This is a genomic window from Nocardia camponoti, assembly GCF_014646135.1.
In the GTDB taxonomy this organism is placed as follows: Bacteria; Actinomycetota; Actinomycetes; order Mycobacteriales; family Mycobacteriaceae; genus Nocardia; species Nocardia camponoti.
In genome coordinates, this window is sequence record NZ_BMMW01000002.1 from 720,586 (window position 1) to 746,681 (window position 26,096).

The 26,096-nt window shown below is 65.3% G+C and carries 28 protein-coding genes; 5 read left to right on the forward strand and 23 right to left on the reverse strand.

All coding sequences use genetic code 11. The features are described 5' to 3' along the window. Positions 1-10 precede the first annotated feature (10 nt). The 4 genes from hemL to hemB all read right to left on the reverse strand — a co-directional run bounded on the left by hemL (position 11) and on the right by hemB (position 3,471). Positions 11-1,336 (reverse strand): glutamate-1-semialdehyde 2,1-aminomutase, encoded by a 1,326-nt coding sequence (hemL, locus tag IEX78_RS11345; protein WP_373291594.1) that lies wholly within the window; start codon positions 1,334-1,336, stop codon positions 11-13. 136 nt (positions 1,337-1,472) lie between these two features. Then, positions 1,473-1,733 carry a hypothetical protein gene (locus IEX78_RS11350; protein WP_188828861.1) on the reverse strand — a complete coding sequence of 87 codons (261 nt, stop codon included), beginning with the start codon at positions 1,731-1,733 and terminating at the stop codon, positions 1,473-1,475. A 215-nt stretch (positions 1,734-1,948) separates the two neighbouring features. After that, the gene (locus IEX78_RS11355) at positions 1,949-2,497 is read right to left on the reverse strand and encodes a hypothetical protein (RefSeq protein WP_229683882.1); all 549 of its coding nucleotides are present in this window, start codon (positions 2,495-2,497) and stop codon (positions 1,949-1,951) included. After that, a complete protein-coding gene (gene hemB / locus IEX78_RS11360) occupies positions 2,494-3,471 on the reverse strand; it encodes a porphobilinogen synthase (RefSeq protein ID WP_188828862.1) in 978 nt (325 codons plus the stop codon). The genes IEX78_RS11355 and hemB overlap by 4 nt, the downstream gene beginning before the upstream one ends. Before the next feature lie 234 nt (positions 3,472-3,705). On the opposite strand from hemB, the gene IEX78_RS11365 reads away from it, so the two are divergent. Beyond that, on the forward strand, positions 3,706-3,975 hold the full coding sequence (locus IEX78_RS11365) for a hypothetical protein (RefSeq protein ID WP_188828863.1): 270 nt from the start codon (positions 3,706-3,708) through the stop codon (positions 3,973-3,975). A gap of 65 nt (positions 3,976-4,040) precedes the next feature. Here IEX78_RS11365 and IEX78_RS11370 read toward each other — a convergent pair whose 3' ends face one another. The 5 genes from IEX78_RS11370 to IEX78_RS11390 form a co-directional block, all read right to left on the reverse strand. Further along, positions 4,041-5,615 carry a bifunctional uroporphyrinogen-III C-methyltransferase/uroporphyrinogen-III synthase gene (locus tag IEX78_RS11370; protein WP_188828864.1) on the reverse strand — a complete coding sequence of 525 codons (1,575 nt, stop codon included), beginning with the start codon at positions 5,613-5,615 and terminating at the stop codon, positions 4,041-4,043. Further along, entirely contained in the window at positions 5,612-6,682 is a 1,071-nt protein-coding gene (hemC, locus tag IEX78_RS11375) for a hydroxymethylbilane synthase (protein WP_188828865.1), read from the reverse strand. Before hemC ends, IEX78_RS11370 begins: the two co-directional genes overlap by 4 nt. Next, a complete protein-coding gene (locus IEX78_RS11380; protein ID WP_188828866.1) occupies positions 6,679-8,073 on the reverse strand; it encodes a glutamyl-tRNA reductase in 1,395 nt (464 codons plus the stop codon). The genes hemC and IEX78_RS11380 overlap by 4 nt, the downstream gene beginning before the upstream one ends. Further along, positions 8,070-8,948, reverse strand: coding sequence for a redox-sensing transcriptional repressor Rex (locus IEX78_RS11385; protein WP_188828867.1), 879 nt, complete (start codon positions 8,946-8,948; stop codon positions 8,070-8,072). Before IEX78_RS11385 ends, IEX78_RS11380 begins: the two co-directional genes overlap by 4 nt. Before the next feature lie 236 nt (positions 8,949-9,184). Beyond that, positions 9,185-9,466 (reverse strand): glutaredoxin family protein, encoded by a 282-nt coding sequence (locus IEX78_RS11390; RefSeq protein ID WP_188828868.1) that lies wholly within the window; start codon positions 9,464-9,466, stop codon positions 9,185-9,187. Between the two features lie 89 nt (positions 9,467-9,555). Between IEX78_RS11390 and IEX78_RS11395 the strand changes: the two genes are divergently transcribed. Beyond that, on the forward strand, positions 9,556-10,578 hold the full coding sequence (locus IEX78_RS11395; RefSeq protein WP_373291563.1) for an HAD family hydrolase: 1,023 nt from the start codon (positions 9,556-9,558) through the stop codon (positions 10,576-10,578). Here the strand turns inward: IEX78_RS11395 and IEX78_RS11400 are convergent. From IEX78_RS11400 to IEX78_RS11440, 9 genes are all read right to left on the reverse strand, one after another. After that, positions 10,575-11,597 carry a lysophospholipid acyltransferase family protein gene (locus tag IEX78_RS11400; RefSeq protein ID WP_229683997.1) on the reverse strand — a complete coding sequence of 341 codons (1,023 nt, stop codon included), beginning with the start codon at positions 11,595-11,597 and terminating at the stop codon, positions 10,575-10,577. The genes IEX78_RS11395 and IEX78_RS11400 overlap by 4 nt on opposite strands. Next, positions 11,594-12,688, reverse strand: coding sequence for an NAD-dependent epimerase/dehydratase family protein (locus IEX78_RS11405; protein WP_229683883.1), 1,095 nt, complete (start codon positions 12,686-12,688; stop codon positions 11,594-11,596). Before IEX78_RS11405 ends, IEX78_RS11400 begins: the two co-directional genes overlap by 4 nt. A gap of 126 nt (positions 12,689-12,814) precedes the next feature. Next, complete coding sequence (locus tag IEX78_RS11410; protein ID WP_003402602.1) at positions 12,815-12,916, reverse strand: 30S ribosomal protein bS22; 102 nt, start codon at positions 12,914-12,916, stop codon at positions 12,815-12,817. A gap of 167 nt (positions 12,917-13,083) precedes the next feature. After that, positions 13,084-13,335, reverse strand: coding sequence for a helix-turn-helix domain-containing protein (locus IEX78_RS11415; protein ID WP_373291595.1), 252 nt, complete (start codon positions 13,333-13,335; stop codon positions 13,084-13,086). A 112-nt stretch (positions 13,336-13,447) separates the two neighbouring features. Next, on the reverse strand, positions 13,448-14,266 hold the full coding sequence (gene proC / locus IEX78_RS11420; protein ID WP_188828871.1) for a pyrroline-5-carboxylate reductase: 819 nt from the start codon (positions 14,264-14,266) through the stop codon (positions 13,448-13,450). A gap of 16 nt (positions 14,267-14,282) precedes the next feature. Then, positions 14,283-15,155 (reverse strand): thioesterase family protein, encoded by an 873-nt coding sequence (locus IEX78_RS11425; protein WP_188828872.1) that lies wholly within the window; start codon positions 15,153-15,155, stop codon positions 14,283-14,285. Between the two features lie 28 nt (positions 15,156-15,183). After that, positions 15,184-16,071 carry a sugar phosphate isomerase/epimerase family protein gene (locus tag IEX78_RS11430; RefSeq protein ID WP_188828873.1) on the reverse strand — a complete coding sequence of 296 codons (888 nt, stop codon included), beginning with the start codon at positions 16,069-16,071 and terminating at the stop codon, positions 15,184-15,186. 12 nt (positions 16,072-16,083) lie between these two features. Then, a complete protein-coding gene (locus tag IEX78_RS11435) occupies positions 16,084-18,396 on the reverse strand; it encodes an Rv0497 family membrane protein (RefSeq protein WP_188828874.1) in 2,313 nt (770 codons plus the stop codon). Further along, positions 18,393-19,367 carry a Ppx/GppA family phosphatase gene (locus IEX78_RS11440; protein ID WP_188828875.1) on the reverse strand — a complete coding sequence of 325 codons (975 nt, stop codon included), beginning with the start codon at positions 19,365-19,367 and terminating at the stop codon, positions 18,393-18,395. Before IEX78_RS11440 ends, IEX78_RS11435 begins: the two co-directional genes overlap by 4 nt. A gap of 65 nt (positions 19,368-19,432) precedes the next feature. Between IEX78_RS11440 and IEX78_RS11445 the strand changes: the two genes are divergently transcribed. After that, positions 19,433-20,284: a DUF3109 family protein gene (locus tag IEX78_RS11445; protein WP_229683884.1), complete on the forward strand. Its 852-nt coding sequence runs from the start codon at positions 19,433-19,435 to the stop codon at positions 20,282-20,284. Positions 20,285-20,340: 56 nt separating this feature from the next. After that, the gene (locus tag IEX78_RS11450; protein WP_188828876.1) at positions 20,341-20,670 is read left to right on the forward strand and encodes a hypothetical protein; all 330 of its coding nucleotides are present in this window, start codon (positions 20,341-20,343) and stop codon (positions 20,668-20,670) included. A gap of 58 nt (positions 20,671-20,728) precedes the next feature. Here the strand turns inward: IEX78_RS11450 and IEX78_RS11455 are convergent, their stop codons facing one another. From IEX78_RS11455 to IEX78_RS11475, 5 genes are all read right to left on the reverse strand, one after another. After that, the gene (locus IEX78_RS11455; RefSeq protein ID WP_188828877.1) at positions 20,729-21,418 is read right to left on the reverse strand and encodes a response regulator; all 690 of its coding nucleotides are present in this window, start codon (positions 21,416-21,418) and stop codon (positions 20,729-20,731) included. Next, positions 21,415-22,653 carry a sensor histidine kinase gene (locus tag IEX78_RS11460; protein ID WP_188828878.1) on the reverse strand — a complete coding sequence of 413 codons (1,239 nt, stop codon included), beginning with the start codon at positions 22,651-22,653 and terminating at the stop codon, positions 21,415-21,417. The genes IEX78_RS11455 and IEX78_RS11460 overlap by 4 nt, the downstream gene beginning before the upstream one ends. A gap of 210 nt (positions 22,654-22,863) precedes the next feature. Next, positions 22,864-23,601: a phosphoglyceromutase gene (locus IEX78_RS11465; RefSeq protein WP_188828879.1), complete on the reverse strand. Its 738-nt coding sequence runs from the start codon at positions 23,599-23,601 to the stop codon at positions 22,864-22,866. 28 nt (positions 23,602-23,629) lie between these two features. Continuing rightward, positions 23,630-23,806, reverse strand: a complete 177-nt coding sequence (locus IEX78_RS11470) for a hypothetical protein (protein ID WP_188828880.1) — start codon at positions 23,804-23,806, stop codon at positions 23,630-23,632. A gap of 48 nt (positions 23,807-23,854) precedes the next feature. Continuing rightward, positions 23,855-24,631, reverse strand: coding sequence for an ROK family protein (locus IEX78_RS11475; protein ID WP_373291564.1), 777 nt, complete (start codon positions 24,629-24,631; stop codon positions 23,855-23,857). Positions 24,632-24,947: 316 nt separating this feature from the next. On the opposite strand from IEX78_RS11475, the gene IEX78_RS11480 reads away from it, so the two are divergent. Next, positions 24,948-26,078 carry a lipase family protein gene (locus IEX78_RS11480; RefSeq protein ID WP_188829533.1) on the forward strand — a complete coding sequence of 377 codons (1,131 nt, stop codon included), beginning with the start codon at positions 24,948-24,950 and terminating at the stop codon, positions 26,076-26,078. The last annotated feature ends 18 nt before the right edge of the window (positions 26,079-26,096 follow it).

Below are 26,096 nucleotides of genomic sequence, written 5' to 3' on the forward strand. Positions count from 1 at the left end.
TGGTCGGAGCTCACGCTTGCGATCCTTCTGGGGTTGCGGCCGCCGCGGCGATGGCGGCGGCGGGTGCAGCGGCGGCGATACGGTCGAACGCGTCGTCGTCGAGGGCCGCTGACACGAACCATGCTTCGAACGCGCTCGGCGGCGCGTACACGCCAGCGTCAAGCAGCGCGTGGAAGAAGGCGGGGAAACGCCAAGTCTGGCTTGCCTTCGCTTCGGCATAGTTCGTCACCGGACGATCGGCGAAGAACACGCTCACCATATTGCCCGCGAACTGCACTTGGTGCTCGACCCCGGCTTCGGTGAGGGCTTTGCCGAGAATGGCACCGAGCTGGTCGGCGTTGCGATCGAGCGCCGCGTAGACGGCGTCGTCGGCGGTGCGCAGCGTGGCGAGACCAGCAGCGACGGCGACCGGATTGCCCGAAAGCGTGCCCGCTTGATACACCGGGCCGAGCGGAGCGAGGTGGTTCATGACCTCTGCGCGACCGCCAAACGCGGCAGCGGGCAGGCCGCCGCTCATCACCTTGCCGAAGGTGTAGAGGTCGCCCGCGACGCCTTCGCGCCCGAACCAACCGGCCTTGCTCACGCGGAAGCCGGTCATGACCTCATCCATGATGAGCAACGCGCCGTTGTCGGTGGTGAGTTTGCGCAGGCCAGCGTTGAATCCGGGCAGCGGCGCGACCGCTCCCATGTTGCCAGCGGCGGCTTCGGTGATGACGCACGCGATCTGGCCGGGGTTGGCGGCGAAGGCGGCTTCAACGGCGGCGAGGTCGTTGTAAGGGAGCACGATCGTGTCGCCAGCCTGGGCACCCGTGACGCCAGGCGACGTCGGCAGCCCGAGCGTCGCGACGCCCGAGCCCGCGTCGGCAAGCAGCGCGTCGACGTGACCGTGGTAGCAACCGGAGAACTTGATGATCTTGCTGCGGCCGGTGTAGCCGCGAGCCAACCGCACCGCGCTCATCGTCGCTTCGGTACCCGAGTTCACCAGGCGGACCCGCTCAACCGGGTCGACGCGCGCCGCGATGGCTTCGGCCAACTCGATCTCAGCTTCGGTTGGCGCGCCAAACGACAGGCCGCCGACCGCCGCGCGCTGCACCGCTTCGACAACAGCGGGGTGCGCGTGGCCAAGGATCATCGGCCCCCACGAGCAAACCAGGTCGATGTAGGAATTTCCGTCGGCGTCAACGAGGTTGTAGCCGTTAGCGGATGCGATGAAGCGAGGGGTGCCACCGACCGAATTGAAAGCGCGCACGGGGGAATTGACGCCCCCGGGGATCACCGAAGCGGCCCGCTCGAAGAGCTGGGCGGAAACCGGCACGTGGGAACTCACGGCATCCAGTGTCTCAGTTCGCTCACGCGAGCTAGACGACAGGGTGGAACACAGTGACCCACACCGCAGCGACCCACCGACGACACGCCCAACACGCCGCTAAGAAAGTGGCGTCAAGCGCCCCTGCCTGCGGCAATGCGCAAGATCAACTGGCCTTCGCGAGCGCGGGCGGGCGACGCCGAATCCGAGTGGCCGCGTCGATGACAAGGAGCCCGGCGACAGTGAAGAGGAGCGAGGCGAGGATCAACCACGACGGCACGTAGCGCACCGCGGTAAAGGCCACTTGCCCTTCGCCAGAAGCGAATTCGGTGTGGCGAGCCGCGTGCTGCCAACTGAAGCCGCCCGCGACGACAAGCGCGATGGCGAGGTCGATCTCAATGAGTGCGACGAGTACCCAGTTCTTCATCGGTGATTCAGCCGACGATCGCCGGTAGGAGCACAAGCGCGACGGTGAGCGCGGCGAGCAGGACCATCAAACCGATGACCAAGAGATCGCGCCGCAGACTGTGTGGCTGGTGAATAACAACTCGCATCACGGCCTCCGCCCACGCACAACATTGTGATGGTTATCACCATACACCGACGAGTCCCAACTGTCGGAAACGTCGGTATCGCAGGGCATTAGCGACGCTTGAGCTTGGAGATGAAGTAGCGAGTGGAGTCGGCGCGCATGCTGAGGTAGGCGGCACCCGCGGCGAGCACGCCTTGGACGATCGCGGTTGCGCCGAAGATCAGCATCGTCACGGTTTCCACTTCGGCGATCGAAACCAGCACCATGATCGCACTCATCACCAGCCACACCGCGATCACGGTCAAAAGTGTTCGCGCCCATAGCTTTCCGCGTGCGAGCAGGTGCGCCAGGCCGACGGTAATGCCGCACAGCGCGAGCCCAAACAGGCCGACGAGGCCAAAGCCAAGCCAAACCGCGAGCTGGATCGTCGCCTCCGACATTTCCGCCGCCGCTTTGGGATCGCTGCGCTGCAATTCCTCGGTCATCTGCGTCACGAGCTGGTCGCGTTGCGCGCTAATCGCGACAAGGAACGCACCGGTGGCGACCACACCGAGTCCGGCGACGCCCCACCACAATTGGCGCGCGGTGCCCACGTCTTCCGGCATCGGCAGCGGCGCGATTTGGTTCAGGTTGTTCGGGTTTTCCACTTCAACGCTCACGACAACCAGTGCGCTGCCTCGGTGGCCCAATAGGTGAGCACGATGTCGGCACCAGCGCGACGGATACCGAGCAGCGATTCTTCGATGGCGGCGCGACGGTCGATCCAGCCGCGTTCGGCGGCGGCGGTGATCATCGCGTATTCGCCGGAGATTTGGTAGGCGGCGACGGGCACGGTCGAACGATCGGCGACGTCGCGCAGGATGTCGAGGTAAGACATCGCGGGCTTCACCATGACGATGTCGGCGCCTTCGGCGAGGTCGAGTTCCAGCTCGCGCAACGACTCGCGCCGGTTGGCCGGATCCTGCTGGTAGGTGCGGCGATCGCCGACGAGCGACGAGCCGACCGCTTCGCGGAACGGGCCGTAGAACGCCGATGCGTACTTGGCCGCGTAGGCGAGGATCGCGGTGTCGGTGTGGCCGACGGCGTCGAGGCCGCGACGGATCGCGCCAACCTGGCCATCCATCATGCCGCTGGTTCCGAGCATCGCCGCGCCAGCGTCGGCTTGGGCGAGCGCCATTTCGACGTAGCGGTGCAGCGTGGCGTCGTTGTCGACAGTGCCGTCGGCGGCGACAACGCCACAGTGACCGTGATCGGTGAACTCATCGAGGCAGGTGTCGGCCATGATGACCGTCGCGTCGCCGACTTCCTCAGCGATCGCGCGCAGGCCACGATTGAGGATGCCGTCGGGATCGCTTGCCTGACTGCCGATCGCGTCCTTGTCCTCGGGCAGCGGAACACCGAAGAGCATGAGGCCACCAACGCCGGCCGTCGCGGCTTCGACTGCGGCTTTGCGTAGCGAGTCGAGCGTGTGCTGATAGACGCCGGGCATCGAGCTGATCGCGCGCGGGTCGTCGATGCCGTCAGCGACGAACATCGGCAGTACCAGCTGCCGTGGCTGAAGGGTGGTTTCGGCGACGAGCCGACGCAGCGCGGGAGTCCGGCGCAAGCGCCGTGGGCGCTCGATAGCGGTCATGCTCCGCAGAATACGCCCTTGACGCTTTTGTCCGCTCAGCGCGTCTCCAGGCGTGTTTTCGGGGTGCGCAAGTGCGGTTTTTACCCTGTGGATAACTTTTAAAGCTGTTGTCGCCCAACAGTTTTCGAGCGCGAGCGCCGAAATCTGTCGGTGGGCGTCGGTATACTCGCAAGTGTGTTCGATGGTGCAACCGGTCGGGGGCTGCACCGCACACACGCGAGGGAGGACGCGCTCATGACCGCCTACATCACCCAGTCGTATCGACCACTCGACGCACTAGAACGCAAGCGCCTACCAGCGGGTCGGCCGCGTCGCTGGTACGTGGCCCACAACCGCCGCCTCAAGGCCATGCGCATCACCATCGCCCTGCTCGATTCGGGCGTCTACCTGCCAACTCACGCAACCAACGAAGTTATTCGCCGAACCGCTGCACAGATCGACCTGCGTCATCCTTCCGATGCCACTTGTCGCCTGGTGCGCACCCTGTTGCGCTACAGCCGGTGACCGAGAAAGACCGAGGGCCCGCCGTTTCGGGCGGGCCCTCGGGTCTCGGGCAATTCCTGCGCAGGCTAGCGGCTGCTGCTGCGTCGGCTCTTCTTACGCGGCGGAGGCAGCAAGCCTTCGGCGCGCAGTCGAGCGGCGTGCTCGGCGAGCGCCTCGACAAGCGGGCCAACCTGGGCAAGCTCAGGCTGCACGTCAACGCGCAACCCAAACTCGATCGCGGTCTCGGCCGTCTTCGGGCCGATGCACGCCACGATGGTCCGGGCATGCGGTTTGCCCGCGATGCCAACGAGATTGCGCACCGTCGACGAAGAGGTGAAGAGCACGGCGTCGAACCCACCGGTCTTGATCATCTCGCGCGTCTCGGCGGGCGGCGGCGAAGCGCGCACCGTGCGGTAAGCGGTCACGTCGTCGATTTCCCAACCGCGCTCGCGCAGGCCCTCGGCCAGCGTTTCGGTCGCGATGTCGGCGCGCGGCAGCAGCACGCGGTTCACCGGGTCGAACACGTCGTCGTACGGCGGGAAGTCGGCAAGCAGCCCTTCCGAAGACTGTTCGCCGCTCGGCACGAGTTCGGGGTTGATGCCGAACGAACGCACGCGCTCGGCCGTCGCCTCGCCAACACACGCGATCTTCACGCCGGAGAAGGCGCGAGCGTCGAGACCGAATTCGGCGAACTTCTCCCACACCGCGCGCACCGCGTTGGTGGAGGTGAAAACCACCCACTGGTAGCGGCCGTCAACGAGGCCCTTCACCGCGCGTTCCATCTGAGCTGGGCTGCGCGGCGGTTCAACGGCGATGGTCGGCACTTCCATCGGGATGGCGCCGTGGGTCACCAGCCGCTCGCTCATCTCGCCAGCCTGGTCCTTGGTGCGCGGCACCAGCACGGTCCAGCCGTAGAGGGCACGCGATTCCCACCACGACATCTTCGCGCGCTTATCCACCTCTTTACCGATGGTCACCACAAGGGAACCCATCAGTTCGGAAGCGGAATTGTTGAGGCCGGCCAGCGTGGTCTCGATGGTCCGCTGCTGGCGGGTGGTGCCGCGCACGGTCACCGCGACCGGGGTCTGCGGAGCAAGCCCATGCTCAACGAGGGCACTCGCGGTCTCGGCAAGATGGCCCGATGTCGCGTGCAAAACCAGCGGGCCGGGGGCAGCCGCGAGAGCGGGCCAGTCGACCTCGCCGCGCACGTCGGCCTCGGTGTGGCCGGAGCCAAGGGCGATGCCCGCGTAGCTCGGCACAGCCGAACCGTTAGGCAGGCCGGGCAGCACCTCGAACACGATGTGCGAACGGGTAACCGCGTTCACCTCGTTGATCACCGAATCAGTGGTCAACGGGTCGCCAGCGACAACGCGAACCACGTCGTGGCCGTTGCGTGCTTCGGCGATCAGCGTCTTCGCCACCTCGGCGGGCTCGCCGAGCGCGGGCCGCACGTCGACAGGACGGTTGCCCTCGTCGTCGGCCTCTACTGCGGCACCGATCAGGGCGAGAACGCCCTTGTCAACGTCGGGGTCGGTGAAGGCCAGCACCGCGCGCTCAAGCACCTCGCGGGCGCGCACGGTCAGCAGGGCCGGATCGCCAGGACCGGAGCCGACGAAAAGGATCCGCCCTGGTTGCTTCTTGGTCGCTCGGCTGCTGCTCATCGGTTGTTCTCCATCGGGCTGGTATCGGGGAAGTCTGTGATGGGCGCGTTCACCGCCCGGGAAGGGGAACCTTCACTCGGTTCCTGCTCTTCGACCGCACTCAACAGGGCACGTGCGCCCAGGTCGAGGAGTTCGCGAGCTAATGCGCGGCCCAGTTCGGCCGCCTCATTCGGTTTGCCGACGATCGAGGCACGCAGCACATCCGATCCGTCGATCGCGGCGGCACACGCACGAAGGGAAAGCTCATCGAAGATGTGGCCTTCCTCGTCGATCGACTCAACAACCTCGGCGAGCGCGCCGATCGGAGCCGTGCAACCAGCCTCAAGTTCGCCAAGCAGCGCACGCTCGGCAACAACGGCCGCGCGCGTCGCCGCGTCGTCGAGACCGGACAGGATCTCGATCAGTTCCGGCTGGTCAGCCCGGCACTCAATGGCAAGAGCACCTTGAGAGGGCGCGGGCAGCATCTGCACCGGCTCAAGCGATTCGGTGATCACCTCGGTGCGCCCGATCCGCGACAGGCCAGCGCGCGCAAGCACGATCGCGTCGAGTGCGCCTTCGCTCACCTGACGCAGCCGGGTGTCGATGTTGCCGCGCAACGGCACGATGTCGAGTCCCAAGCCGAGCGCGCGCAATTGCGCAGCTCGTCGCGGGGCCGACGTGCCGACCCTGGCACCGGCGGGCAATTCGCCGAGTACCAGCCCGTCCCGAGCCACCAACGCGTCACGCGGGTCTTCGCGAGGCGGAATGGCGGCGATAACGAAGCGCGGATCCTGCGCGGTAGGGAGGTCTTTATACGAGTGAACGGCAACGTCGATATCGCCGGACGCGAGCTCGTCACGCAGCGCCGAGGTGAACACCCCAACGCCGATCTGCTGTACCGGCGCGGCCGACAGGTCGCCTGCGGTCTTGATCACGACCAGTTCAGCTGGCTGACCCGCCGCGATCAGCGCGTCGCGGATGGTGCCCGCCTGTGTCAGCGCGAGCAGGCTGCCGCGAGTGCCGATTCGCCACGGCGCACGGGTGCTGCCTGTGGTCACGGTTCCCTCTTCCTGCACTGTCGTGGTCATTGGTCCTGCCCATCACTGAGATGTCCTGCGGTGAAATCGTCAGCCAACGCGGGTTCCGCCGCGGTGACCTCCATCGGAGCGGCAACCGCTTGCACCGCACCGGGTTTCAGCTCGAACAGCTCGCGCAACGCTTCGGCGTAGCTGTCACCGCCCGGTGTCGACGCCAGCTGTTTCACGCGCACAGTCGGCGCGTGCAACAGCTTGTCGACAACGCGGCGCACGGTGCGCGCCACTTCGTCGCGGGTGGGGTCGGCCAAGTCGGGCAAGCGGGAGTCGAGTCGAAGCAGTTCTGCCTCAACCACTTCGGCGGCGCGTTGACGAAGCGCGGCCACGGTGGGCGTGACCTCCGCCATGCGTTGTCCCGCAAGGTATTTCGCGAGTTCGTCGGCGACGATCGCGCGGGCGGCAGCGGTGTCGTCGGCGGCGGCACCGGCGGCCGGGTCGCGTTGGAGGGTTTCGATGTCGATCACTTCGACGCCGGGCAGTCCGGCGACGGCGTGCTCGACGTCGCGCGGCAGGCCGAGATCGCAGAAAACGAGGGGCTGTTGGGCGGCGTCGGTGCGTGCCCGTTCGGCGAGTGCGCGGTGCGTGTCGGCCAAGGTGACGACCGACCCGACCGCGCCGGTACAGGTCACGACCACGTCTGCCGTCGCCATGACATCGGTAAGTTGTTGCAGCTCAACAGCTTCGGCGTCGACACCGTGCATCGTGCGACCGGTTTCGGCGAGGCGCTCGGCGCGCTCAAGCGTGCGGTTCACGACGACGATGCGCGCGATCCCGGCCCGCGACAGATGCGCGACAGCGAGGCCACCCATCGCGCCGGCACCGAGCACGACGGCGGTGCGGCCAGCGAGGTCGCCGACAATGGAACGCGCGCGGTCGAGCGCGACCGAAACCACTGACGCGCCAGCGCGATCGATACCGGTTTCGGAATGCACGCGCTTGCCGACGCGCAAGCCGGTCTGCGCCAGCTCGTGCAACGTGCGCCCGACGGCCTGCTGACTGTCGGCGCTGGCGTACGCGCTGCGGATCTGGCTGAGCACCTGCTGCTCGCCGACAACCATCGAGTCAAGCCCACTTGCCACCGCGAACAAATGCTCGGCAGCGGCTTCGCTGTAACGCACGTAGGCGTGCTTGGTGAGTTCGCCAAGCGGTAGCCCCGAGTGCATGGTCAGCAGTTCGCTGACCTCACCAAGGCCGCCGTGGAAGGCGTCGACAACCGCGTAAACCTCAACGCGGTTGCAGGTGGAAACAATCATCGCCTCGGAAACGTGGCTCGATCGCAGCAGCCGGTCGACCAACTTGGGTCGATCAGATTCGCTAATCGCGATCTTCTCCAGCACAGGGACCGGGGCACTTCGGTGTGAAATCCCGACCAATAGCACGCTCATGGCGTTATCACCGATCCCTTGGTGGCAGGCTCGTTTGCCGAGTGCGGGGTCACCGATCGCGGCGCGCTGCGTCGCTGCGGAGCCCGGCCACCACGCGACGATTCGTTCGACGCCTGGTGTGCGATGGGGTGTGTCTGGGTGGCGTGACGGCCGCGCCCCGCGCCGAGAACGGCGACCTCAGTGTCCGCGGCCATCGCGGTCGCTGAACCGTTGCGGGCGGCGTCGAAGGAAAGCAGTTGCAATTCCATCGCCAAGTCGACGCGGCGCACTTCGACCTGGGCGGGCGCGCGCAACTCACCGGGCGCGAAGCTCAAAATCGACGGCAGTCCGGCACGCACAAGCTGGTCGCACACGTCTTGGGCGGCGGCGTCGGGAACGGCCAAAACCGCGATCGTGGGCGCGAGTGCGGGAATTTGCGCGTCGAGTTCGGCGATATCGCGCACGACTAAACCGGCATAGGACTGACCGATTACCGCCGCGTCGTTGTCGAAAATGCCAACGACAGTGAATCCGCGATCACCGAAACCGCCATAACCAACAAGCGCGCGTCCAAGATTGCCCGCACCGATGAGTACGACGCGATGTCCCTGCGACAGCCCGAGCACGTCTTCGATCCTGCTTCGCAATTTCGCTACGTCATAGCCGACACCCCGAACCCCATTGGGCCCGAGGAAGGAAAGATCCTTGCGAAGTTTGGCCGAATTGACACCCGCCGCGACAGCGAGTTCCTCACTCGATACGATGGCTACACCCTCGTCGGCCAACTCGGCGAGAACACGAAGATAGGTAGCCAGGCGCGTAACCGTTGCCTGGGGAATATCGCGTGCAGCAGCTTTGCCGGAGACGCCACCGGGCGTCTCATGCTGCTCTGTCACGTCGTCGGCTCCTCGTCGCCGGGCCAGGGAGGTCCGGTTGCTCGTTTTCTTCACCGGTGTCGTTCGCCGTGTGGGAGAAATAGCGACCGACTGCCATGGGCGTCTACATATCCGATCTCCGTCGCGGTTATCGCGGCGGGGCGGTTTGCGTGCCCCTACCGTAACCGCTTGTGCAGGCGTTCACAAAGTCGGTGAAATGCGCCACGCCATGCGTATGTGACTCACGCCGCGCCTGATCAATTTGTTGGCCGAACTGCCAATCGCGTCAGATCAGCGCGCAAACGCGCCTCGTCGACGTCGAAATAGCTGTGCTCGCGGCCATTCAACAGCACGACGGGCAGTCGATCACCGAACTCCGCGCGCAACGCGGGCTCGGTCGCGGCGGCTTCGTCAACATCGCGCACGCCAACCGCGAGACCGAAATCACCACAGATGGCCTGCAATTGTGTGAGTGCCGACGCGCACATCCCGCATCCTGCGCGCGTCAAGAGGGTCACTGTCGGTGTGGGATTGGTCATGGGATCTATTTAATCGCCTGAGCCCGCACCGAGTTGTCGGCCCGTCCGGTTACTGTGGACATGGTTCGCGCGACTAGCGGAGGGTACTGGTGCCAGAACGTTCGAGAGTGGCGAGGGCCGGATTCGTCGCAGGGCGATTCGGGGAGTTTCCGGCACGGTGGCAGGCGGGGCTGCAAGAGCAGTTCGCGCGCATTCCCCGTAGCCCGTTTGGACCAAGCGAGGAAGAGCTGCGCGCCAATGTGGCTGGTGAGGCCAGTGCCAACGCGGCGCTCACCATTCACGACGCCGAGCTGGCTGAGCTTGGTGAATTGGGGACCGATCATTCCGACAACGAAGCTCCACGCGACCTCACCGCCGCTGCCTTCTTCGATGTCGACAACACGCTGGTCCAGGGTGCGTCGATCGTCCATTTCGCCCGTGGCCTTGCCGCGCGCAAATACTTCAAGACTTCTGACCTGGTCGATGTCGCGTGGAAGCAGGTGAAGTTCCGCGTCACCGGCAAGGAAAACACCTCGGACATGAACTCCGGCCGCGAGAAGGCGCTCAGCTTCATCGCGGGCCGCGAGACGGCCGAGTTGGCCGCGCTCGGCGAGGAAATCTACGACGAGATCATCGCCGACAAGATCTGGCCGGGCACGCGCGCGCTCGCGCAGATGCACCTCGATGCTGGTCAGCAGGTGTGGCTGGTCACGGCAACGCCGGTTGAGTTGGCGAATGTGATCGCCAAGCGGCTTGGGCTCACCGGCGCGCTTGGCACGGTCGCCGAGTCGGTCGACGGCAAGTTCACCGGTCGCCTGGTCGGCGACATCCTGCACGGACTCGGCAAAGCCCACGCCGTGCGCACGCTCGCTATTCGCGAGGGCCTGAACCTCAAGCGCTGTACGGCCTACTCCGACAGCCACAACGACGTGCCGATGTTGTCGCTTGTTGGCACGGCGGTAGCGATCAACCCCGACTCTGACCTGCGCGAAGTCGCGAAAAACCGGGGTTGGGAAATCCGCGACTTCCGCACTGGGCGCAAGGCGGCGAAGATCGGCGTACCGACCGCGCTCGCGTTAGGCGCGGCCGGTGGCGCAGTGGCTGCGGCGGTGGCCCGCCACCGCGAGCACTAGCCGAGGACGGTGTTGCGACGGCGAGCCAGCAGCTTGTACAACGTCTGCTGGATCGTCTCGCGCACCTGGTCGGTGACCTCGAACATCGTCATTGGGTCGTCAGCTTCGTCGGGCTCGAACGCGGTGGTGTCGATGGGCTCGCCGAATTCGATGTACCACTTCGACGGCACCGGTATCGCGCCGAGCGGACCGAGGTGCGGGAAAAGCGGCGTGACCGGGAAGTACGGCAACCCAAGCAACCGTGCGAGCGGCTTGATGTCGGCGAGTTTCGGGTAAATCTCCTCGGACCCCACAATCGAGCACGGGATGATCGGCACGCCAGTACGCACGGCAGCGGAAACGAACCCGCCGCGCCCGAATCGCTGCAATTTGTACCGGTCGGCATAGTTTTTGCCGACGCCTTTGAACCCTTCGGGGAAAACGCCAGCGAGGTGACCCGACCGCAGCAAGCGTTCGGCGTCGGGACGGCACGCGAGCGTATGCCCCGCTTTACGTGCGAGCGCGCCGAGCACTGGCAGCTCGAAAATCAGGTCAGCGGCTAACAGTCGAAGCGCACGATGCTGTGGGTGCTTGTCGTGAATCGCCAGTTGCAGCATGAGTCCGTCGATGGGCACCGTGCCCGCGTGATTGGCGACGAGCAACGCCCCGCCAACGGCCGGAATGTTGTCGATACCAGCAACTTCGACGCGGAACCAGTAGTCGGCCAGCGGCCGCAGGACGGGCAGGATCACCGATTCGAGCAGGTGGCGGTCGTAGCCGAACTCGTCGACCTGGTAGTCGCCGGTCAGGCGACGACGAGCGAATTCGGCGGCGCTTTCGATCTGGTCGGCTACCGCGTCACGAATGATGTCGGTGAGCGACTTAGGCGGGGCGATCGGCATACCGGGCCGACGATCCGACAGCGCCGTGACCGGCGTCGGTTCGGTGGTCTCAGTGGGCTCGGGCCAGTGCCGAGCGGGTGGGCGGTTGCGGGCATCGACGTTGACGTCGAGCCTGATCACTTTCGCGCCCTCGTTCACGTATGCCATGTATGCGCTCCCGTACCGGCCCCGATCAGGCCGAGCAGTTTGTTTTCCGCCGCATCGATCCACGCCGGGTCGAAAACGGGCCGCAACGCTGCGCCCGCGATGAGGTCGTCGAATGCCTGAACGCTGGTCCAGCGGGGGGTGAAGCCAAGTTCGGTCCGCATGCGCGTGGTGTCGAGGCCACAACCAAAATGGAAATAGTCGGGCTGTTCACCACTGAATCCGCGCATCACCGGACCCATTAGCGTTCGCCCCGCCGTGCGGAATAAGAACAACGGTACCGGCACAACGATGCGCCCTGCGCGTCGAATTGCTTGCGACATGGCTAAGGCTCCGTCACCTGCCACATTTACGGTGCCACCGCTGGCGCGTAAAGCGGCATGGACAAGAACGGCGACAGCGTCTTCCTCATGCAACAACTGCAACCGCGCTTCCCGACCAAGCACAGTGGGAGTGATGGGCGAACGCAGATATTGCACGCCACGCCCCGCGAGCCGCGGCCCGACAATAGGGGCGAAACGCAGAATCGACGCCGAAATATCGGGCCGTCGACGCGCCATTCCACGCACCAATGCCTCGATATCAATCATGTCTCGCGCAAACCAACCGGACGGTGGCGTTCGCGCGCTCATTTCCTCGGTGAATTTCGCCGGATCTTTCGCGCTGCACCCATAAACCGCCGACGACGAACGCACCACAACGCGCCGCACCGACGGCGCTTTTTGACAAACCGCGAGCAATTGCATCGTGGCGAGAACGTTGAGGTCTTTCATCGCGGCGCGACCACCACCCGAAGGCGGGCGCGACAGCACGGTGGCATGCACGACGGTGTCGATACCAGCGGCTTCGACCACCTTGCGAATGAGCGGGTTGCGGATGTCGGCACGCACGAACTCGGCATCGCCCATGCGGCGGCGTTGTTCGCGACTTGGCGTCATCGTGTCGACGGCGATGACGCGCGTGACACCGGGGGTCGCGGCCAACCGGGACGCGACAGAGCCGCCGAAGAAGCGGCTAGCGCCGGTGACCAGCACAACTTTCGGCGTGTGACGTTCCCTTGCGTCGGAACTAGGACCTGACCCCACTCACAGCCCCCTGCATCTAGAGTTGTCGTCCGCGTACCAGAGTAACCGCATCTATGGCCGCGGTGGTGACCCATCACAAAAGCCCGCCGCCAGAAAAGGCGACGGGCTTTGTGGAAAGCGCGGGGCTTACTTGCCGAGTTTGCGCCGCTGAACACGCGTGCGGCGAAGCAGCTTGCGGTGCTTCTTCTTCGACATACGCTTGCGGCGCTTCTTGATCACAGAACCCATAGGGTTTCCTCGCGTTCTCTCTCTCGGCTTTACAGTGCGTCGTGCGGTGTTCGCGCCGCCGGGGTGCGCGGAGTACCGCAAAGCGATGCCACCGGCGGGCGAACACGAACCGAGGGTTCACTCTACCGGGACATCGTCTCGCGTACGAAACCGCCCTCTAACTGGGCCTACCCGGCGTCGAAGTAACTCGTCTCCAGGTAGTCGTGCACCGCCTTCGCGTGAACGCGAAACGAGCGACCGACGCGCACCGCGGGCAGTTCACCCGAGTGGACGAGCCGATACACCGTCATTTTCGAAACCCGCATCAGCGCGGCGACTTCAGCAACGGTGAGAAACTGTGTGCCACCGCCGATCACGGGTTGTCCTTGGTTGTTTGTAGACATCATGGCGCCACTGACCTCCGGCACGTCTCGCGCCATCGGCTTCCCCACCGACGGAACAGACACGCACGTGCTCCTACGAGCTTAGCGGGACCAGTGGGATTACTGCGACGGGTGTGAGAAATCGGTTTTCAAACCGGGTACCCAAACGTCACTCTTTCGACGTGCCGTGTTCGGCCGAACGATGCTTGGCCGCATGAAGGGCTTCGATGAACGCCGAGCGCACCGCGCACTTCTCCAGCTCACGCAGCGCGGCGGCGGTGGTGCCGCCGGGTGAGGTGACGGCGGCGCGCAGTTCGCCAGCACTCTGCTTGGTCTCGTCGAGCAGCGCGGCCGAACCGATCATGGTTTGCACGACGAGTTCGGTCGCGACCTCGCGGGTGAGGCCAAGCCCAACGCCGCCGTCGACCATCGCTTCGACAACGAGGAAGAAGTAAGCGGGCCCCGAACCCGAAACCGCGGTGACGGCGTCCATCTGCGCTTCGGGAACCGTGACGACCTTGCCGACGGTTTCCAGCAGGTCGCCGACCTGTTTGACCTGGTCAGCGTCGGCGTAGCGACCAGCGGAAAGCACGCTCATGCCCTGGCCGACGAGCATCGGCGTATTGGGCATCACCCGAACGACAGGGAAACCCGCGGGTAGTTTCGCCTCAAGTTGGGCGGTCGTCACCCCGGCAGCGAGCGAGACTACGAGCTGGTCCTTGGTGCTTTCGCCGTCGGCCTTCGACAGCTCGACGAGGACCGAATCGACGACGCCGGGCTTGACCGCGATCACAACGATGTCGGCACCGACAACCCCATCGCCGATCGACGAGGAAACCCGCACGCCAAAACGCTCAGCGAGTTGCGCGGCCCGCGCCTTGGACGGCTCGACGACGACCAGGTCTTTTGCCGGCTTGCCCGCTTCCAACAACCCAGCGACCAGCGCCTCACCGATCCGACCGCCACCGACAACCGCAATTCTCGTCATGGCACTAGAGGTTAGTTCAGCTTCCCGCCGGGATGAGCGCCAGCTGACGGCTCTGTGCCACAACGGCTCCCGTCGAGTCGATGACGAGATGTTCCTCGTCGAACATCCGCTGGCCAACGGTGTTGGCGTGCGCGATAACGCGCAACCAGCCGGGCGCGGGCACGCGACGCAGGAACGTGGTCATCTGCACCGTCGGCGACCAGCCGAAGTGGCCGAGGTTCATCGGGACGGGCGGGCTGATGTCGGCGGCCATCATCGCGAAGGCGGCGCGGGCGCGCGCATTGACCTCGTCGCCGGGGAGCGGACGGATCCACAGTCGAACGCGTGGGGTGCCGGTCTCGCCCTTGAGGAAGCGCGCGGTTGTCGTGTCGATGGCGAGGTGCGAGCCTTGGCCGACGTGGACGATTTTGCCCATCGGCGAATCGTCGTCGTAGGACAGTGCGTCGGCGGTCGGTTCGGCCGGGAAATCGGCGATGAGCGACTCATCGGTCCAGCTCGGCGCTTCGTCGTCGAGGTAGCCGAAGGTGAACGCGGTACGCACGCAGGTACGACCGTTTTGCTGCAATTCGACGTCGACAAGCGAGATCTGCCGACCCTTCTTCCGCAGCGTGACGGCGTATTCGACCTTGCCGGGCTCGGGTGCGCCGAGGAAGTCGGAGCTCGCCGCGATCGGGGCCATCTCGGCCTGACTCGGGTCGACGGTACGCAGCCAGGTGGCTGCCGCTGCCGCGCTGGAAGCCACCATCGTGCCGCCGTGAACCTTGGGCCCGATGGTCCATGTCGCGTCGATTTCGCCGCTGTAGCGGCCGGTTTCTTCGCCCGAATGCGGCAGTTCCGTCATCGCGAGCACCCGGTGGAAGGGCGCGTCGCTCACGGTTTCTCGCGTCATTCGTACAGCGTACAAGCTGGGTGGTATGTCAGGAAAGGTCGGCGGCTTCGGTATCGCGCGGATCTGGGCTCGTGCCCGTGAGATGCGTGCGTGCGAATTCGAGCGTGCGCGCCAACTGCGCACTTCGTTCGGCCGAGGTACGCGCGTTTTGCGTGTTGATCTCCGCGACAGCGTGACCGCGAAAACCGCTGTCTACCAAGTATTCACAAAGTTCTGCACACGGCTGGGTGCCTTCACCGGGAACAAGATGCTCATCGTGGGCCGCACCGCGACCGTCGGCAAGGTGCAAATGCACAAGACCTTCGCCCATGCGCCGCGCGAGCGCGATGGCGTCGGCACCGGCGGTCGCCGTATGGGACAGGTCGAGCGTGTAGTGATCAAAGCCGTGATCGGTCGGATCGAACGACGGGCTGAACGCGCTCACCGCGGGTCCTGGCCCCGATCGCCGCTCAAGTCGACGGACCGCGCCGTCGCGAAAAAACGTGTCAGCGCGCATCGGAAACATGTTCTCCACCGCGACTTTCACCGGATGCGCCGCCTCAAGTTCGGCGACCTGCTCAGCGAAACCACGCGCGTACCGACGCTGCCACCGAAACGGCGGATGCACAACAACGGTGTCGGCACCGAGCGCCTCGGCGGTGCGCACGCTGCGCTCCAACTTCGCGACCGGATCAGCGCCCCACACGCGCTGCGAAATCAACAGACACGGCGCGTGCACAGCGAGCACCGGCACGCCATAGCGCTTCACATACGACTGCACCGTCGCGATGTCTTGACTCGCGGGCTCAGCCCACACCATCAATTCGACACCGTCATAACCCAATTCGGCCGCATACCGAAAGCCGGCCTGCGTGTTTTCCGGGTACACCGACGCCGTCGATAACCCAATCGCGATGTCGTTGCTCGCGTGCCCCACGGTGCTCCCCAATCAACTGGTACTGAGAAGGAAGGCCAGCGGCCCCAGCGTCACGAAGACGCCAACAACAACCGCGATCACGGTGCTGAAGATGTCGTCGGTGCGTCGCAAAACCCGCACCAGCGCGACCAACCCGAGGATCACGACCGCAGCCAACGCCAATGCGACCAAAGCCATTGACTCCCACAGGGTTTCGAAACCCTTGAATAGCAGCATGCCAGCAATGCCCGCGCCAAGAGCTTGGGCGCCAAGCATCATCCACTCGCGACGATTGTCGTCGTCGGACGCCGTCGCCGCCAGTCGGGAGACGCGACCAGCAGCGCGACTACTCGAAACCCGGCTTGCCGCACGGGATTTCGTCGCGCGCGACTTGGCCTTGCGGGCCATGCGGCTCGCAGCGGCCTTCGTCGCAGCACGTCGGCCCGCACGCGTCGGCTTCGACTCAGCCTCGTAGTCGTCGTCGTAATCGTCGTCGCCGTGGTCGTCGGTGTAGTCGTTGTCGGCGTAGTCGCGGTCGTCGTAATCGGAGTCCGCGTAGTCGTCGGCGGCGTATTCGCCGCTCGCGTAGTCGTCGGCCTCGTAATCGTCAGCGGCGCGACCGTCGAGTTGGTACACCTCGGTGCGGTCGTCGACGTCGTGGCCCGATTGGCGGCGAAGGAGGTCGCCTGCCACCGACTGACCCGCGATCAGCGGCTGCTCTTGACTGTCCGGCGCCCACGCTGGCGCCTGCTCCGCCTTCGCGTTCGAGCGGTTGCGGCGCGCCGACCATGAAGGCAGCTTGCTCGTTTTGCCCGCGTCGCGACGTCGGTCGAGAGCTGGTCGGTTCGCGTCCTGCGCTGGCGAGATGACCTGCGTCGCGTCGTGTTCGGGTGCGTACGGGCCGAAGGCCGCGTTGATGGCACCGCGCGCTTGCGATTCGCGGTTGTCGGCGGGGAACGCGGTTGCGCGGTTGTCAAAGCCCGGGCCGCGTTGGCTGAAGTCCGGGCCGCCGGGTGCTGCCGGGTCGGCGGGGAAATTCCCGTGCGATTGGTCGAAACCGAGGCCCGAGCCGTTGAAGTCGCCGCGTTGGTCGAAGCCCGTGCGCGAATCGGTCGATGGGGTTGCCGCGTTGCGGCCGATCGGGAACGCTGCCGATCGCCCGCCGAAGTCGGCGTCGCGAATGCCCTGGTCGACCGGGAAGGCCGACGAGCGCGCCGCATCCCGACCGCCCTGATCGACGGGGAAGGTCGCCGAGCGGCCGAAGCCCGAGTTCGCCGCCGAATCCGTCGGGAACCGCGACGCGGGCGGGGTGAACCCCTCGCCGCGAAACACCGCATCAACGCCCGCGAAACCGCTGCCGGGCAGGCCGAGCGGCGGGTCGTTGTCGGGGGCCAGGAACGGCGACTGGTAGTCAAGCGGGGTTGACGAGACGGGCGCTGCCGCCTCCTCCGCCGCTTCCGCAGCACGACGACGCGCCGCGCGACCGCCGCTGACGGGCGGCGTTGCGCGAGGTGTGGCCCCACCGAACGGCGCGGCGGAACCCGGCTCGCTGACGGGCGGTGTTGCGCGGGGAGCGGCGCCACCGAACGGCGCAGCGGGACCGGGCTCGAACGGTGTTGGCGCGTCGAACTCGTCGTCGTCCGCACGTCGACGTCGACCGCCGCCAACAGCGGGAAGCGCACCGGACCCGAACATCTCAGCGATCGCCGGATCGACAGCCTGCGCATTCGACGCCCCAGCGACCCCAAGTCGACCGGGTTGCGTCGGCCGCGAAGGGGCGGGCGAGGTCGACCGAGCCTCGGCTCGATACGGCCCAAACGGATCAGCCGAACCCGACGAACCGGAAGCGCCCGACGCGTATGAACTGGGCCCAACACCAGCCGACGAACCGGCAGCGGCACCCCCGAACGGACCGGCCGAACCCGAGTCGTACGCACTAACACCGCCCGAAGACTGCGCGCTCAACCCCAACGGATCGCGCGGATCCGACGCGGGCGTACTGAGCCCAAGCGGGTCACGCGGGTCGACGGGCGGGTACGCGCCCTGGTCGTAGGACGGCAGCGGCATCGGAATCGACGGCGGCGAGTACGTGGGCTCAGGCGGCCCGGCGGGCGGGTAGGGCGCGGCAGCACCGCTCGGCGGCTCGTACGCGGGCGCGTAATCAGCCGACGACGAACGCGAGCGTCGCCCACTCGTCGGCGCCGCGGTATCGCCAGCGAGTTCGTTGACCGAAACGCTGCCGCGACCCTTGCGACGGCGACCGCCACCCCCGGAACTAGCGCCCTGGGCGGCGTTGCGTGCTAATAGCTCAGCGACCGAAAGTTGTTTGGAATCGTCCGAACTCATGCCGACTCCACATCCGCGACGGTGGTGACCGTTGTCGTCGAGCCGTTCGGTTCTGAATCGAGTTTGCGCAAAATCAAGCCTTCCCGCAGCGCCCACGGGCAGATTTCCAGCGAATCGAGCGACAGCGCCCGCATGCTAGCTTCCGCGACAAGCGCGCCCGCGACTAACTGCTGCGATCGGTCCGAACTCACACCTTCGAGTTCGGCGCGGTCGGCGGCGGTCATGCGCGAGATGAACGCGATGAGCTGACGTAAGCCGCTTGCCGTCAACGTGCGACGCACGCGCGGCCCTGCGGCCGACGGCGCCGCGCCGGTGAGGCGCGCGAGCGAACGGAATGTTTTCGATGTGCCAACGGCGAGGTCGGGTTTGCCAGCGTCGTTGATCATTTTCGCGGGGACGACCAGTTCGGCGTCGAGCCAGTCGCGTAGGACCGCGATCTTGCGCTTGCCCGGCGGGTCGTCGGCTAGCCACTCGCGAGTTAGTCGGCCAGCGCCGAGTTGCAATGACAGCGCGACGTCGGGTTCTTCGTCGCCGCCACTCGACATCTCAAGCGAACCACCGCCGATGTCGAGGTCGACGATCCGACCCGCACTCCACCCGAACCACCGACGGACCGCGAGGAACGTCAACCGCGCCTCGTCGACACCGGAAAGCACCCGCAGGTCGACGCCCGTTGTCGCTCGAACGCGCGCCAACACCTCTTCGGAATTGGTTGCTTCCCGCAACGCCGATGTGGCGAACGGCATGAGTTCAACACACTGGGATTTGCGCGCGAGGTCGGCGAATTCGCTGATCGTGACGATCAGCCGCTCCTCCCCCGCAGGCGTGATCGCGCCCTGAGCATCCATGTTTTCCGACAGGCGCAGAGTGGCCTTTGTCGAACTCATCGGCATCGGGTGTCCACCACGATGCGCGTCCACCACGAGCAGGTGGACGGTATTGCTTCCGACATCGAGAACACCAAGCCGCACATGAATACGGTACTTGGTGCTGGCCGAGTGCGGGCCAGGCGACTGAACTGTTAGCGTCACATCTCGTGACCGATGGCGCAGCCCGCACCGCCAATACTGACCCTCGACCTGCGAATAAGATCGCTCCAGCTCCCGAGGTCGAGCTAGATTTTCCACGCGAATGGATCGAATTTACCGATCCAGCAAACGACGAGCACCAGATCGTCGCCGACCTCACGTGGCTACTTTCGCGCTGGACGTGTGTCTTCGGCACCCCCGCCTGCCAGGGCATCATCGGCGACCGCCCGGACGACGGCTGCTGTTCGCATGGCGCGTTTCTCGCCGATTCCGACGACAAAAAGCGGCTCGCGTCGGCGGTCAAGAAGCTCACGCCCGCCGATTGGCAGTTCATGGACAAGGCGACGGTCAAGGGCAAGGTCGTCAAGAAGGGTTACCTCGAAGTCGACGACCTTGAGGACGAACCCGCGCTGCGCACCCGTCGCTATGAGGGCGCGTGCATCTTCCTCAACCGTCCTGGCTTCGAAGGTGGTGCCGGTTGCTCGCTGCACATCATGGCCGTGCGCGAGGGCATCGAACCGCTTGAAGTGAAGCCGGACGTGTGTTGGCAGCTGCCGATTCGGCGCACCCAGGAGTGGGTCGATCGACCCGATGGCGAACAGATTTTAAAAACGGTCGTTACAGAATACGACCGACGCGGTTGGGGCGCGGGTGGCCTTGACCTGGACTGGTACTGCACCGGCTCCCCCGACGCTCACGTCGGCACCAAGCCCGTTTATCAGTCGTATGCGCCAGAACTTCGCGAATTGCTCGGCGCACCCGCCTACGACGAACTCGCGCGGCATTGCAAGCGACGTGAGGGTCTCGGCCTGATCGCCATTCATCCGGCGACCACGCGCGCTAACGAACGTGAGCTATAACTCGGTTCACTTGCCCGACATGCGACGGCCACCCGGCTCGGGTTGGATGAACGACCATGTCCAAGAAAGCCTTCGCCATCGCCGCAGTCGCGGTGGGCGCCAGCATGTCCTTCGCCGGTTTCGCCCACGCTGAACCCAACGGTGACCCCACCAAGTACTTCGACGCAACCAGCTTCTTCATCAACTACAACACCCCCGAAGCCCTCACCGCGGGCAAGGACGGCAAGTTCCTGATCGTGAGCCCGCAGGGCACGTCGACCACGATCGCGTGCCGCGGCAACGGCGCTGACGTGCCGATCTACGACTGCATGCAGGAAGACGCGTACGGCTGGTTCACGCTGCACAAGGTGGAAACTCCGCTCGGCACCGCGTGGAGCAGCGTCTAAAAAGACGGTCTGAAAAAGCTTTTGGCCGCCCCTCACGATGAGGGGCGGCCGAAAAAACTCACGCTTCGAGCTTGTATCCCAGCCCGCGCACGGTCACCAGGTGTTCCGGCTTAGCCGGGTCGCCTTCGATCTTGCTGCGCAGCCGCTTCACATGCACGTCGAGCGTCTTGGTGTCGCCGACGTAATCAGCGCCCCACACGCGGTCAATGAGCTGCCCACGCGTCAACACGCGGCCAGAATTACGCAGCAGGTACTCAAGAAGGTCGAACTCCTTGAGCGGCAAGGTGACCTGCGAACCATTCACGTGCACGGTGTGGCGGTCCACATCCATGCGTACCGGACCGGCTTCGAGCACATTGTTTTCGCTGCCCGAGTCGAGTTCGTCGCCAGCGCCGCGACGCAAAACCGCGCGGATGCGGGCGATCAGTTCACGTGCCGAATACGGCTTGGTCACATAATCGTCGGCACCCAGTTCCAGCCCGACGACCTTGTCGATCTCGCTGTCGCGAGCGGTCACCATGATGACCGGAACGCCGCTGCGGGTGCGCAACTGCTTGCACACGTCGGTGCCGCTCATGCCCGGGAGCATGAGGTCGAGCAGGACGATGTCGGCGCCGGACCGGTCGAACTCGGCGAGCGCGGACGGGCCGTCGCCAACGACAGTGACGTCGAAGCCTTCTTTGCGAAGCAGGAACGCCAGCGGGTCAGCCAGCGACTCCTCGTCTTCGACGATCAACACACTGGTCATCTGCGTGCCTCCACACCGTTTGTTCGACCAGCGATAGCGCGCTGGGCGATAGTTTCTCGCTGAGCGGGTTCGGGCGTCTGCTCGACATCCTCGTCGCCATCGGTTTCCAGATGGGCTGGGATGCGCAGCGTGAACGTTGAACCGGTGCCCAATTTGCTCCACAGGGTGATTTCCCCGTTGTGGTTGGCGGCCACGTGCTTGACGATAGCCAACCCGAGCCCGGTTCCCCCGGTTGAACGTGAACGTGCCTTGTCCGAGCGGAAGAACCGTTCGAACACCCGCTCCTGGTCTTCTTTCGCGATGCCGATGCCGCGATCGGTGACGGCCATCGCGACATGATCGCCGCGCAGTGACCGACTCACCGACACATGCGAACCCTGCGGCGAGTACGCGATGGCGTTTTCGACGAGGTTCGACAGCGCGGTCACCAGCAACGTTTCGTCGCCAAGCACTTCGAGTCCGCTTGGCCGGTCTGTGCTCACCGTGATCCCCGACGCTTCCGCTGCCGTGCGCGAGCGGTCGACCGCCTGCTGCACGACATTGTCGACGTCGACTACGGCAAGATCGGGCAGTTTTTCGGCACCCTGCAACCGCGACAATGCGATCAGTTCGGTGACCATTTTGCCGAGGCGTCGCGATTCGCCGAGCACGCGCGTGCCGAAGTGGCGGACCGCGTCGGGGTCGTCGGCGGATTCAAGCATCGCCTCGGCCAGCAAACTCATAGCGCCGACCGGGGTCTTGAGTTCGTGGCTCACGTTGGCGACGAAATCGCGGCGCGTTGCTTCCATGCGCGCCTGCTCGGAATCGTCGTCGGCGAAGAGCACAACGAAGTTGGTTTCCTCGCGCGAAAGTCGACGCGCGACCCCGCGCACGGCGATGCGGCCGCGGCCTGGCGATGGGTTTTTCGAGGTGAGGTCGAATTCGGTTGAATCGCCGGTGGCGAGCACTTTCTCGACGGCGGCCCACGCGCGTTCGTCGAGAAGCCGATCGCGGACGAGGCCGAGTTCTTCGGCGCGGGGGTTGACCAGCACGACGTCGCGGTATTCATCGACAACGGCAATGCCGCTTTCGGAAGCGAGCACGATCAGGTCGAGCACCTGCGACATCGTGAGCCCGGTGTCTTCCTGGCCGCGCGCGGCGTGCCGGGCGTTGACGAACGGGATAAGCAGCCCGCCGACCGCCAGTCCAACGACAGCCGCGAGGACTGCCAACAGCACTGCCTGCGGAACACTCACACCCTTGATCGTACGAGGGCATAACGCCGAAGCGTTGCCGGGTACGCGAAGTTTCGCGCAGGTCACGGGCACTTGGTGCGGTGTTCGCACGCCGTTTACCCAGCGGGCACCCGGCGTGGCGAACCCTGCAAAACGGGCGATTCGCGACGGTTAACATGCGAAAACGCGCCGGGTCGCAATGACCCGGCGCGTTCAGCTAGCCGTGACTACTTACTTTCCGCCCTGGTTCGCGACAGCGGCCGCACCGGCGGCGGCGGCCTCTGGGTCGAGGTAGCGGGCGGGCTTCACCGGGCGCATGTTCTCGTCGAGTTCGTAGACGAGCGGGATGCCCGTGGGGATGTTGAGCTTCGAGATCTCATCATCGGGGATGTTGTCGAGGTGCTTGACAAGTGCGCGCAGCGAGTTGCCGTGGGCGGCGACGAGCACGATCTTGCCGGTGAGCAGTTCCTGGGAAATGGTCTCGTCCCAGTACGGAACCATGCGCTCGACAACGTCCTTGAGGCATTCGGTCTTGGGGACCTTGATGCCCGCGTAGCGCAGGTCGTGTGCCTGGCTGTAGGGGTTGTCGGGCGAGATCGGCGGCGGCGGCACGTCGTAGCTGCGACGCCACTCCATGAACTTCTCCTGGCCGTACTGCTCGCGAACCTGCTCTTTGTTCTTGCCCTGCAGGTCGCCGTAGTGACGCTCGTTGAGGCGCCAGTCGCGGATGACCGGGATCCACAGGCGGTCAGCGGCGTTGAGCGCGTTGTCGGCGGTCATGATCGCGCGACGCAGCAGCGAGGTGAAGACGATGTCGGGCAGCAAGTCGGCTTCCTTGAGCAACTCGCCAGCCCGTTTGCCCTCGGCGACGCCCTTGTCGGTCAGGTGGACATCCACCCAACCGGTAAACAGGTTGAGGGCATTCCATTCGCTCTCGCCGTGGCGCAGCAGCACGAGGGTGTATGTCATTGGCCCATTCTGGCATGACGCGTTGGCGTCAGGCCCACTCCACCTCGTCGAACCGAAGGCTCAATTCGGCTCCGCCGCCACGCCCGACCGCGTGGACTTGTAATCGCGCGGTATCAACATCGACCGCGCGCACAACCGCGCACATGCCTTGAAATGGACCCTCCGGAATGTGGACGACGTCGCCCGGCGTGTAGTCGGCAGTCACCTCAACGACGCTACGCCGCGACGAGCAAACGTGGGGCAAGCCGCCTGATCAGTCTTCTTCGCCAACTTCGCAGGTCAGAGGTTTAAAATTGGAATCTGTTGCGTTCATTGCCAATACCCCTGCGCCAACGAGCGTTGCGCCGTCGGACAGGGTCGAAAGTTGAACGCGCGTGTCTTGAATGAACGACAGTCGCGCGTGTCGGCGCACTGCTTCTCGTAGCGGCTCCCAGAGGGCGGGTCCGGAGTGCGCGAAGCCGCCGCTGATCACGACGCGGTCCACGTCCAAGAGCGCGACCGCCGACGAAATCGACTGTCCGAGAGCACTCCCCGCGCGATTCAGCGCTTTTACCGCGATGGGGTCGGCCGAACGCGCCAACTCAACCCCGTCCGCACCCGACCATCCGCGCTCACGCGCCCAGCGCACAGCGGCCGGCCCCGACGCGATCGCTTCAACACACCCGAATCCACCGCACGCGCACGGTGTTTCGTCCCCCGCGACAACGATGTGTCCGACATGGCCCGCGTTTCCCGTGCGCCCCATGACAACTCGACCATCAAGAACAAGGCCACCGCCAATGCCCGTCGACACCGTCATCGCGAGACCGTTGTCCGTCCCCTTGAGCCCACCCAACCGATACTCAGCAAGCGCGAGACATGCCCCGTCAATCGCACACGCGACCTCCGCGCCAGGAAACAACTCGCGTACCGCGGCGACGATGGCGAACCCGTCGCGCCACGCGGTCAGATTCAGCGGCGCGATCACGCCCGCGGGCACGTCGACCGGGCCGGCAGCGCCGATGCCGGACAGCTGTGACCGACGCCCCACCGGCGACGGTTAGTAGCAAGTCACGGCACACCGCCCACGGATCGGCAACCTGCGAAGCGGCCCGGCGCACACCGCTGAGCTGGTAGTCAGCACCAACGATCCCGGCGGCGAACTTCGTCGCGCCAACGTCAAGCGCAAGAACAACCATCGCTGCCCTCCCTCACCGCGACGGGACTTGTGTTGAGTCACTATCGCTTTCATTTATCGGTCAACGGATACTTCTACCGGGTCGGGAGCCCATGTAGTACAACCTGATGAGGAATCGGTGCGAAAGTTCGTCATTGCGCTGTTGAGTTCAGCGTGTCTGAGTGTTGGGATGCTTGCCGCGCCCGCGTCGGCAAGCCCGCTGTACCCGACCCCAGATCCAGACCCATTTTTCGCGGCACCCGAAACCATCGGGACGCTCGCACCCGGCGACGTAGTCCGCGCTCGGCGCATCGACACGCTGATGTACCCCGGTACGACCGGCTGGCAGGTCGCGTTCCGTTCGACCAACTCGGTGGGCAACGCGATCATGGGCGTCACCACGGTGCTGCTGCCCAACGGGGTAAAGAATCCGCCGCTCGTCTCGTATCAGGCACTGATCAATTCGATTGGTACTCAGTGCAATCCGTCTAAGTCGCTGTTTAATGGCGAACTTCAGGACGCGCCCGGGGCGATGCTGCCGATCGGTCGCGGCTGGGCTGTTTCGCTGCCCGACTACCTCGGCCCGAACGTCGCTTATGGCGCTGCGAAGATGAGCGGCATGGTCGTGCTCGACAGCGTGAAGGCTGTTCAGCGCGTCGCCGAGATTGGCGTTGGTTCTTCGCCAGTCGCGCTGGCCGGTTACTCCGGCGGCGGTATGGCGACGGCGTGGGCCGGTGCGCTCGCCCCCACTTACGCGCCGGATTTGAAGCTGGCCGCCGTTGTTTCCGGTGGCATTCCCGCCGATCTCGAATTGATGGCTGACGCACTGGGTTTCGCGCCGCACCCCGGTTTCGGTCTCGCCTTCGCTGCCGCAATGGGCATGGAACGCGAATACCCCGAGCGCTTGCCTGTCTCGGATCAGCTGAATGAAAACGGGCTCTGGTTCCGCGAATTCACCAAGGACGCGTGCCGTCGCTTCTTGCTTTTCCACGGTGTTTTCCGCAATGCCGACCAGATGGCCGCGTCAAAGGAACTGTTGACCAGCCAGGTGGCGCGCGGCGTGCTTCGTGAAAACAGCCTCGTCCGCGACAATCGCGTACCGACCGCGCCGACCTACATTTGGCAGGGCAAATACGACACCCTGACGCCGTATGGGCCGGTTGCCGAAGTGGTGCAACGGTATTGCGCGGCGGGGGCGCCGGTGCAAATGGCGACCGTGGAAATCGCCGAGCATATGACCGCGGCGGCGGCGGGCTTCGTCGACGCGTGGAATTACGTTGAAGGTCGCTTCCGTGGCGACCCGGTGCCGACCAACTGCTAAACCGCGGTTAGAGGGGCT

Coding starts and splice junctions, on each gene's coding strand:
- IEX78_RS11350 (WP_188828861.1), bottom strand. CDS start 1,733: ATGAAGAACTGGGTACTCGTCGCACTCATTGAGATCGACCTCGCCATC.
- hemB (WP_188828862.1), bottom strand. CDS start 3,471: ATGACCGCTATCGAGCGCCCACGGCGCTTGCGCCGGACTCCCGCGCTG.
- IEX78_RS11365 (WP_188828863.1), top strand. CDS start 3,706: ATGACCGCCTACATCACCCAGTCGTATCGACCACTCGACGCACTAGAA.
- IEX78_RS11370 (WP_188828864.1), bottom strand. CDS start 5,615: ATGAGCAGCAGCCGAGCGACCAAGAAGCAACCAGGGCGGATCCTTTTC.
- hemC (WP_188828865.1), bottom strand. CDS start 6,682: ATGACCACGACAGTGCAGGAAGAGGGAACCGTGACCACAGGCAGCACC.
- IEX78_RS11380 (WP_188828866.1), bottom strand. CDS start 8,073: ATGAGCGTGCTATTGGTCGGGATTTCACACCGAAGTGCCCCGGTCCCT.
- IEX78_RS11390 (WP_188828868.1), bottom strand. CDS start 9,466: ATGACCAATCCCACACCGACAGTGACCCTCTTGACGCGCGCAGGATGC.
- IEX78_RS11410 (WP_003402602.1), bottom strand. CDS start 12,916: ATGGGTTCTGTGATCAAGAAGCGCCGCAAGCGTATGTCGAAGAAGAAG.
- IEX78_RS11415 (WP_373291595.1), bottom strand. CDS start 13,335: ATGGCGCGAGACGTGCCGGAGGTCAGTGGCGCCATGATGTCTACAAAC.
- proC (WP_188828871.1), bottom strand. CDS start 14,266: ATGACGAGAATTGCGGTTGTCGGTGGCGGTCGGATCGGTGAGGCGCTG.
- IEX78_RS11425 (WP_188828872.1), bottom strand. CDS start 15,155: ATGACGCGAGAAACCGTGAGCGACGCGCCCTTCCACCGGGTGCTCGCG.
- IEX78_RS11435 (WP_188828874.1), bottom strand. CDS start 18,396: ATGAGTTCGGACGATTCCAAACAACTTTCGGTCGCTGAGCTATTAGCA.
- IEX78_RS11450 (WP_188828876.1), top strand. CDS start 20,341: ATGTCCAAGAAAGCCTTCGCCATCGCCGCAGTCGCGGTGGGCGCCAGC.
- IEX78_RS11455 (WP_188828877.1), bottom strand. CDS start 21,418: ATGACCAGTGTGTTGATCGTCGAAGACGAGGAGTCGCTGGCTGACCCG.
- IEX78_RS11465 (WP_188828879.1), bottom strand. CDS start 23,601: ATGACATACACCCTCGTGCTGCTGCGCCACGGCGAGAGCGAATGGAAT.
- IEX78_RS11480 (WP_188829533.1), top strand. CDS start 24,948: ATGCTTGCCGCGCCCGCGTCGGCAAGCCCGCTGTACCCGACCCCAGAT.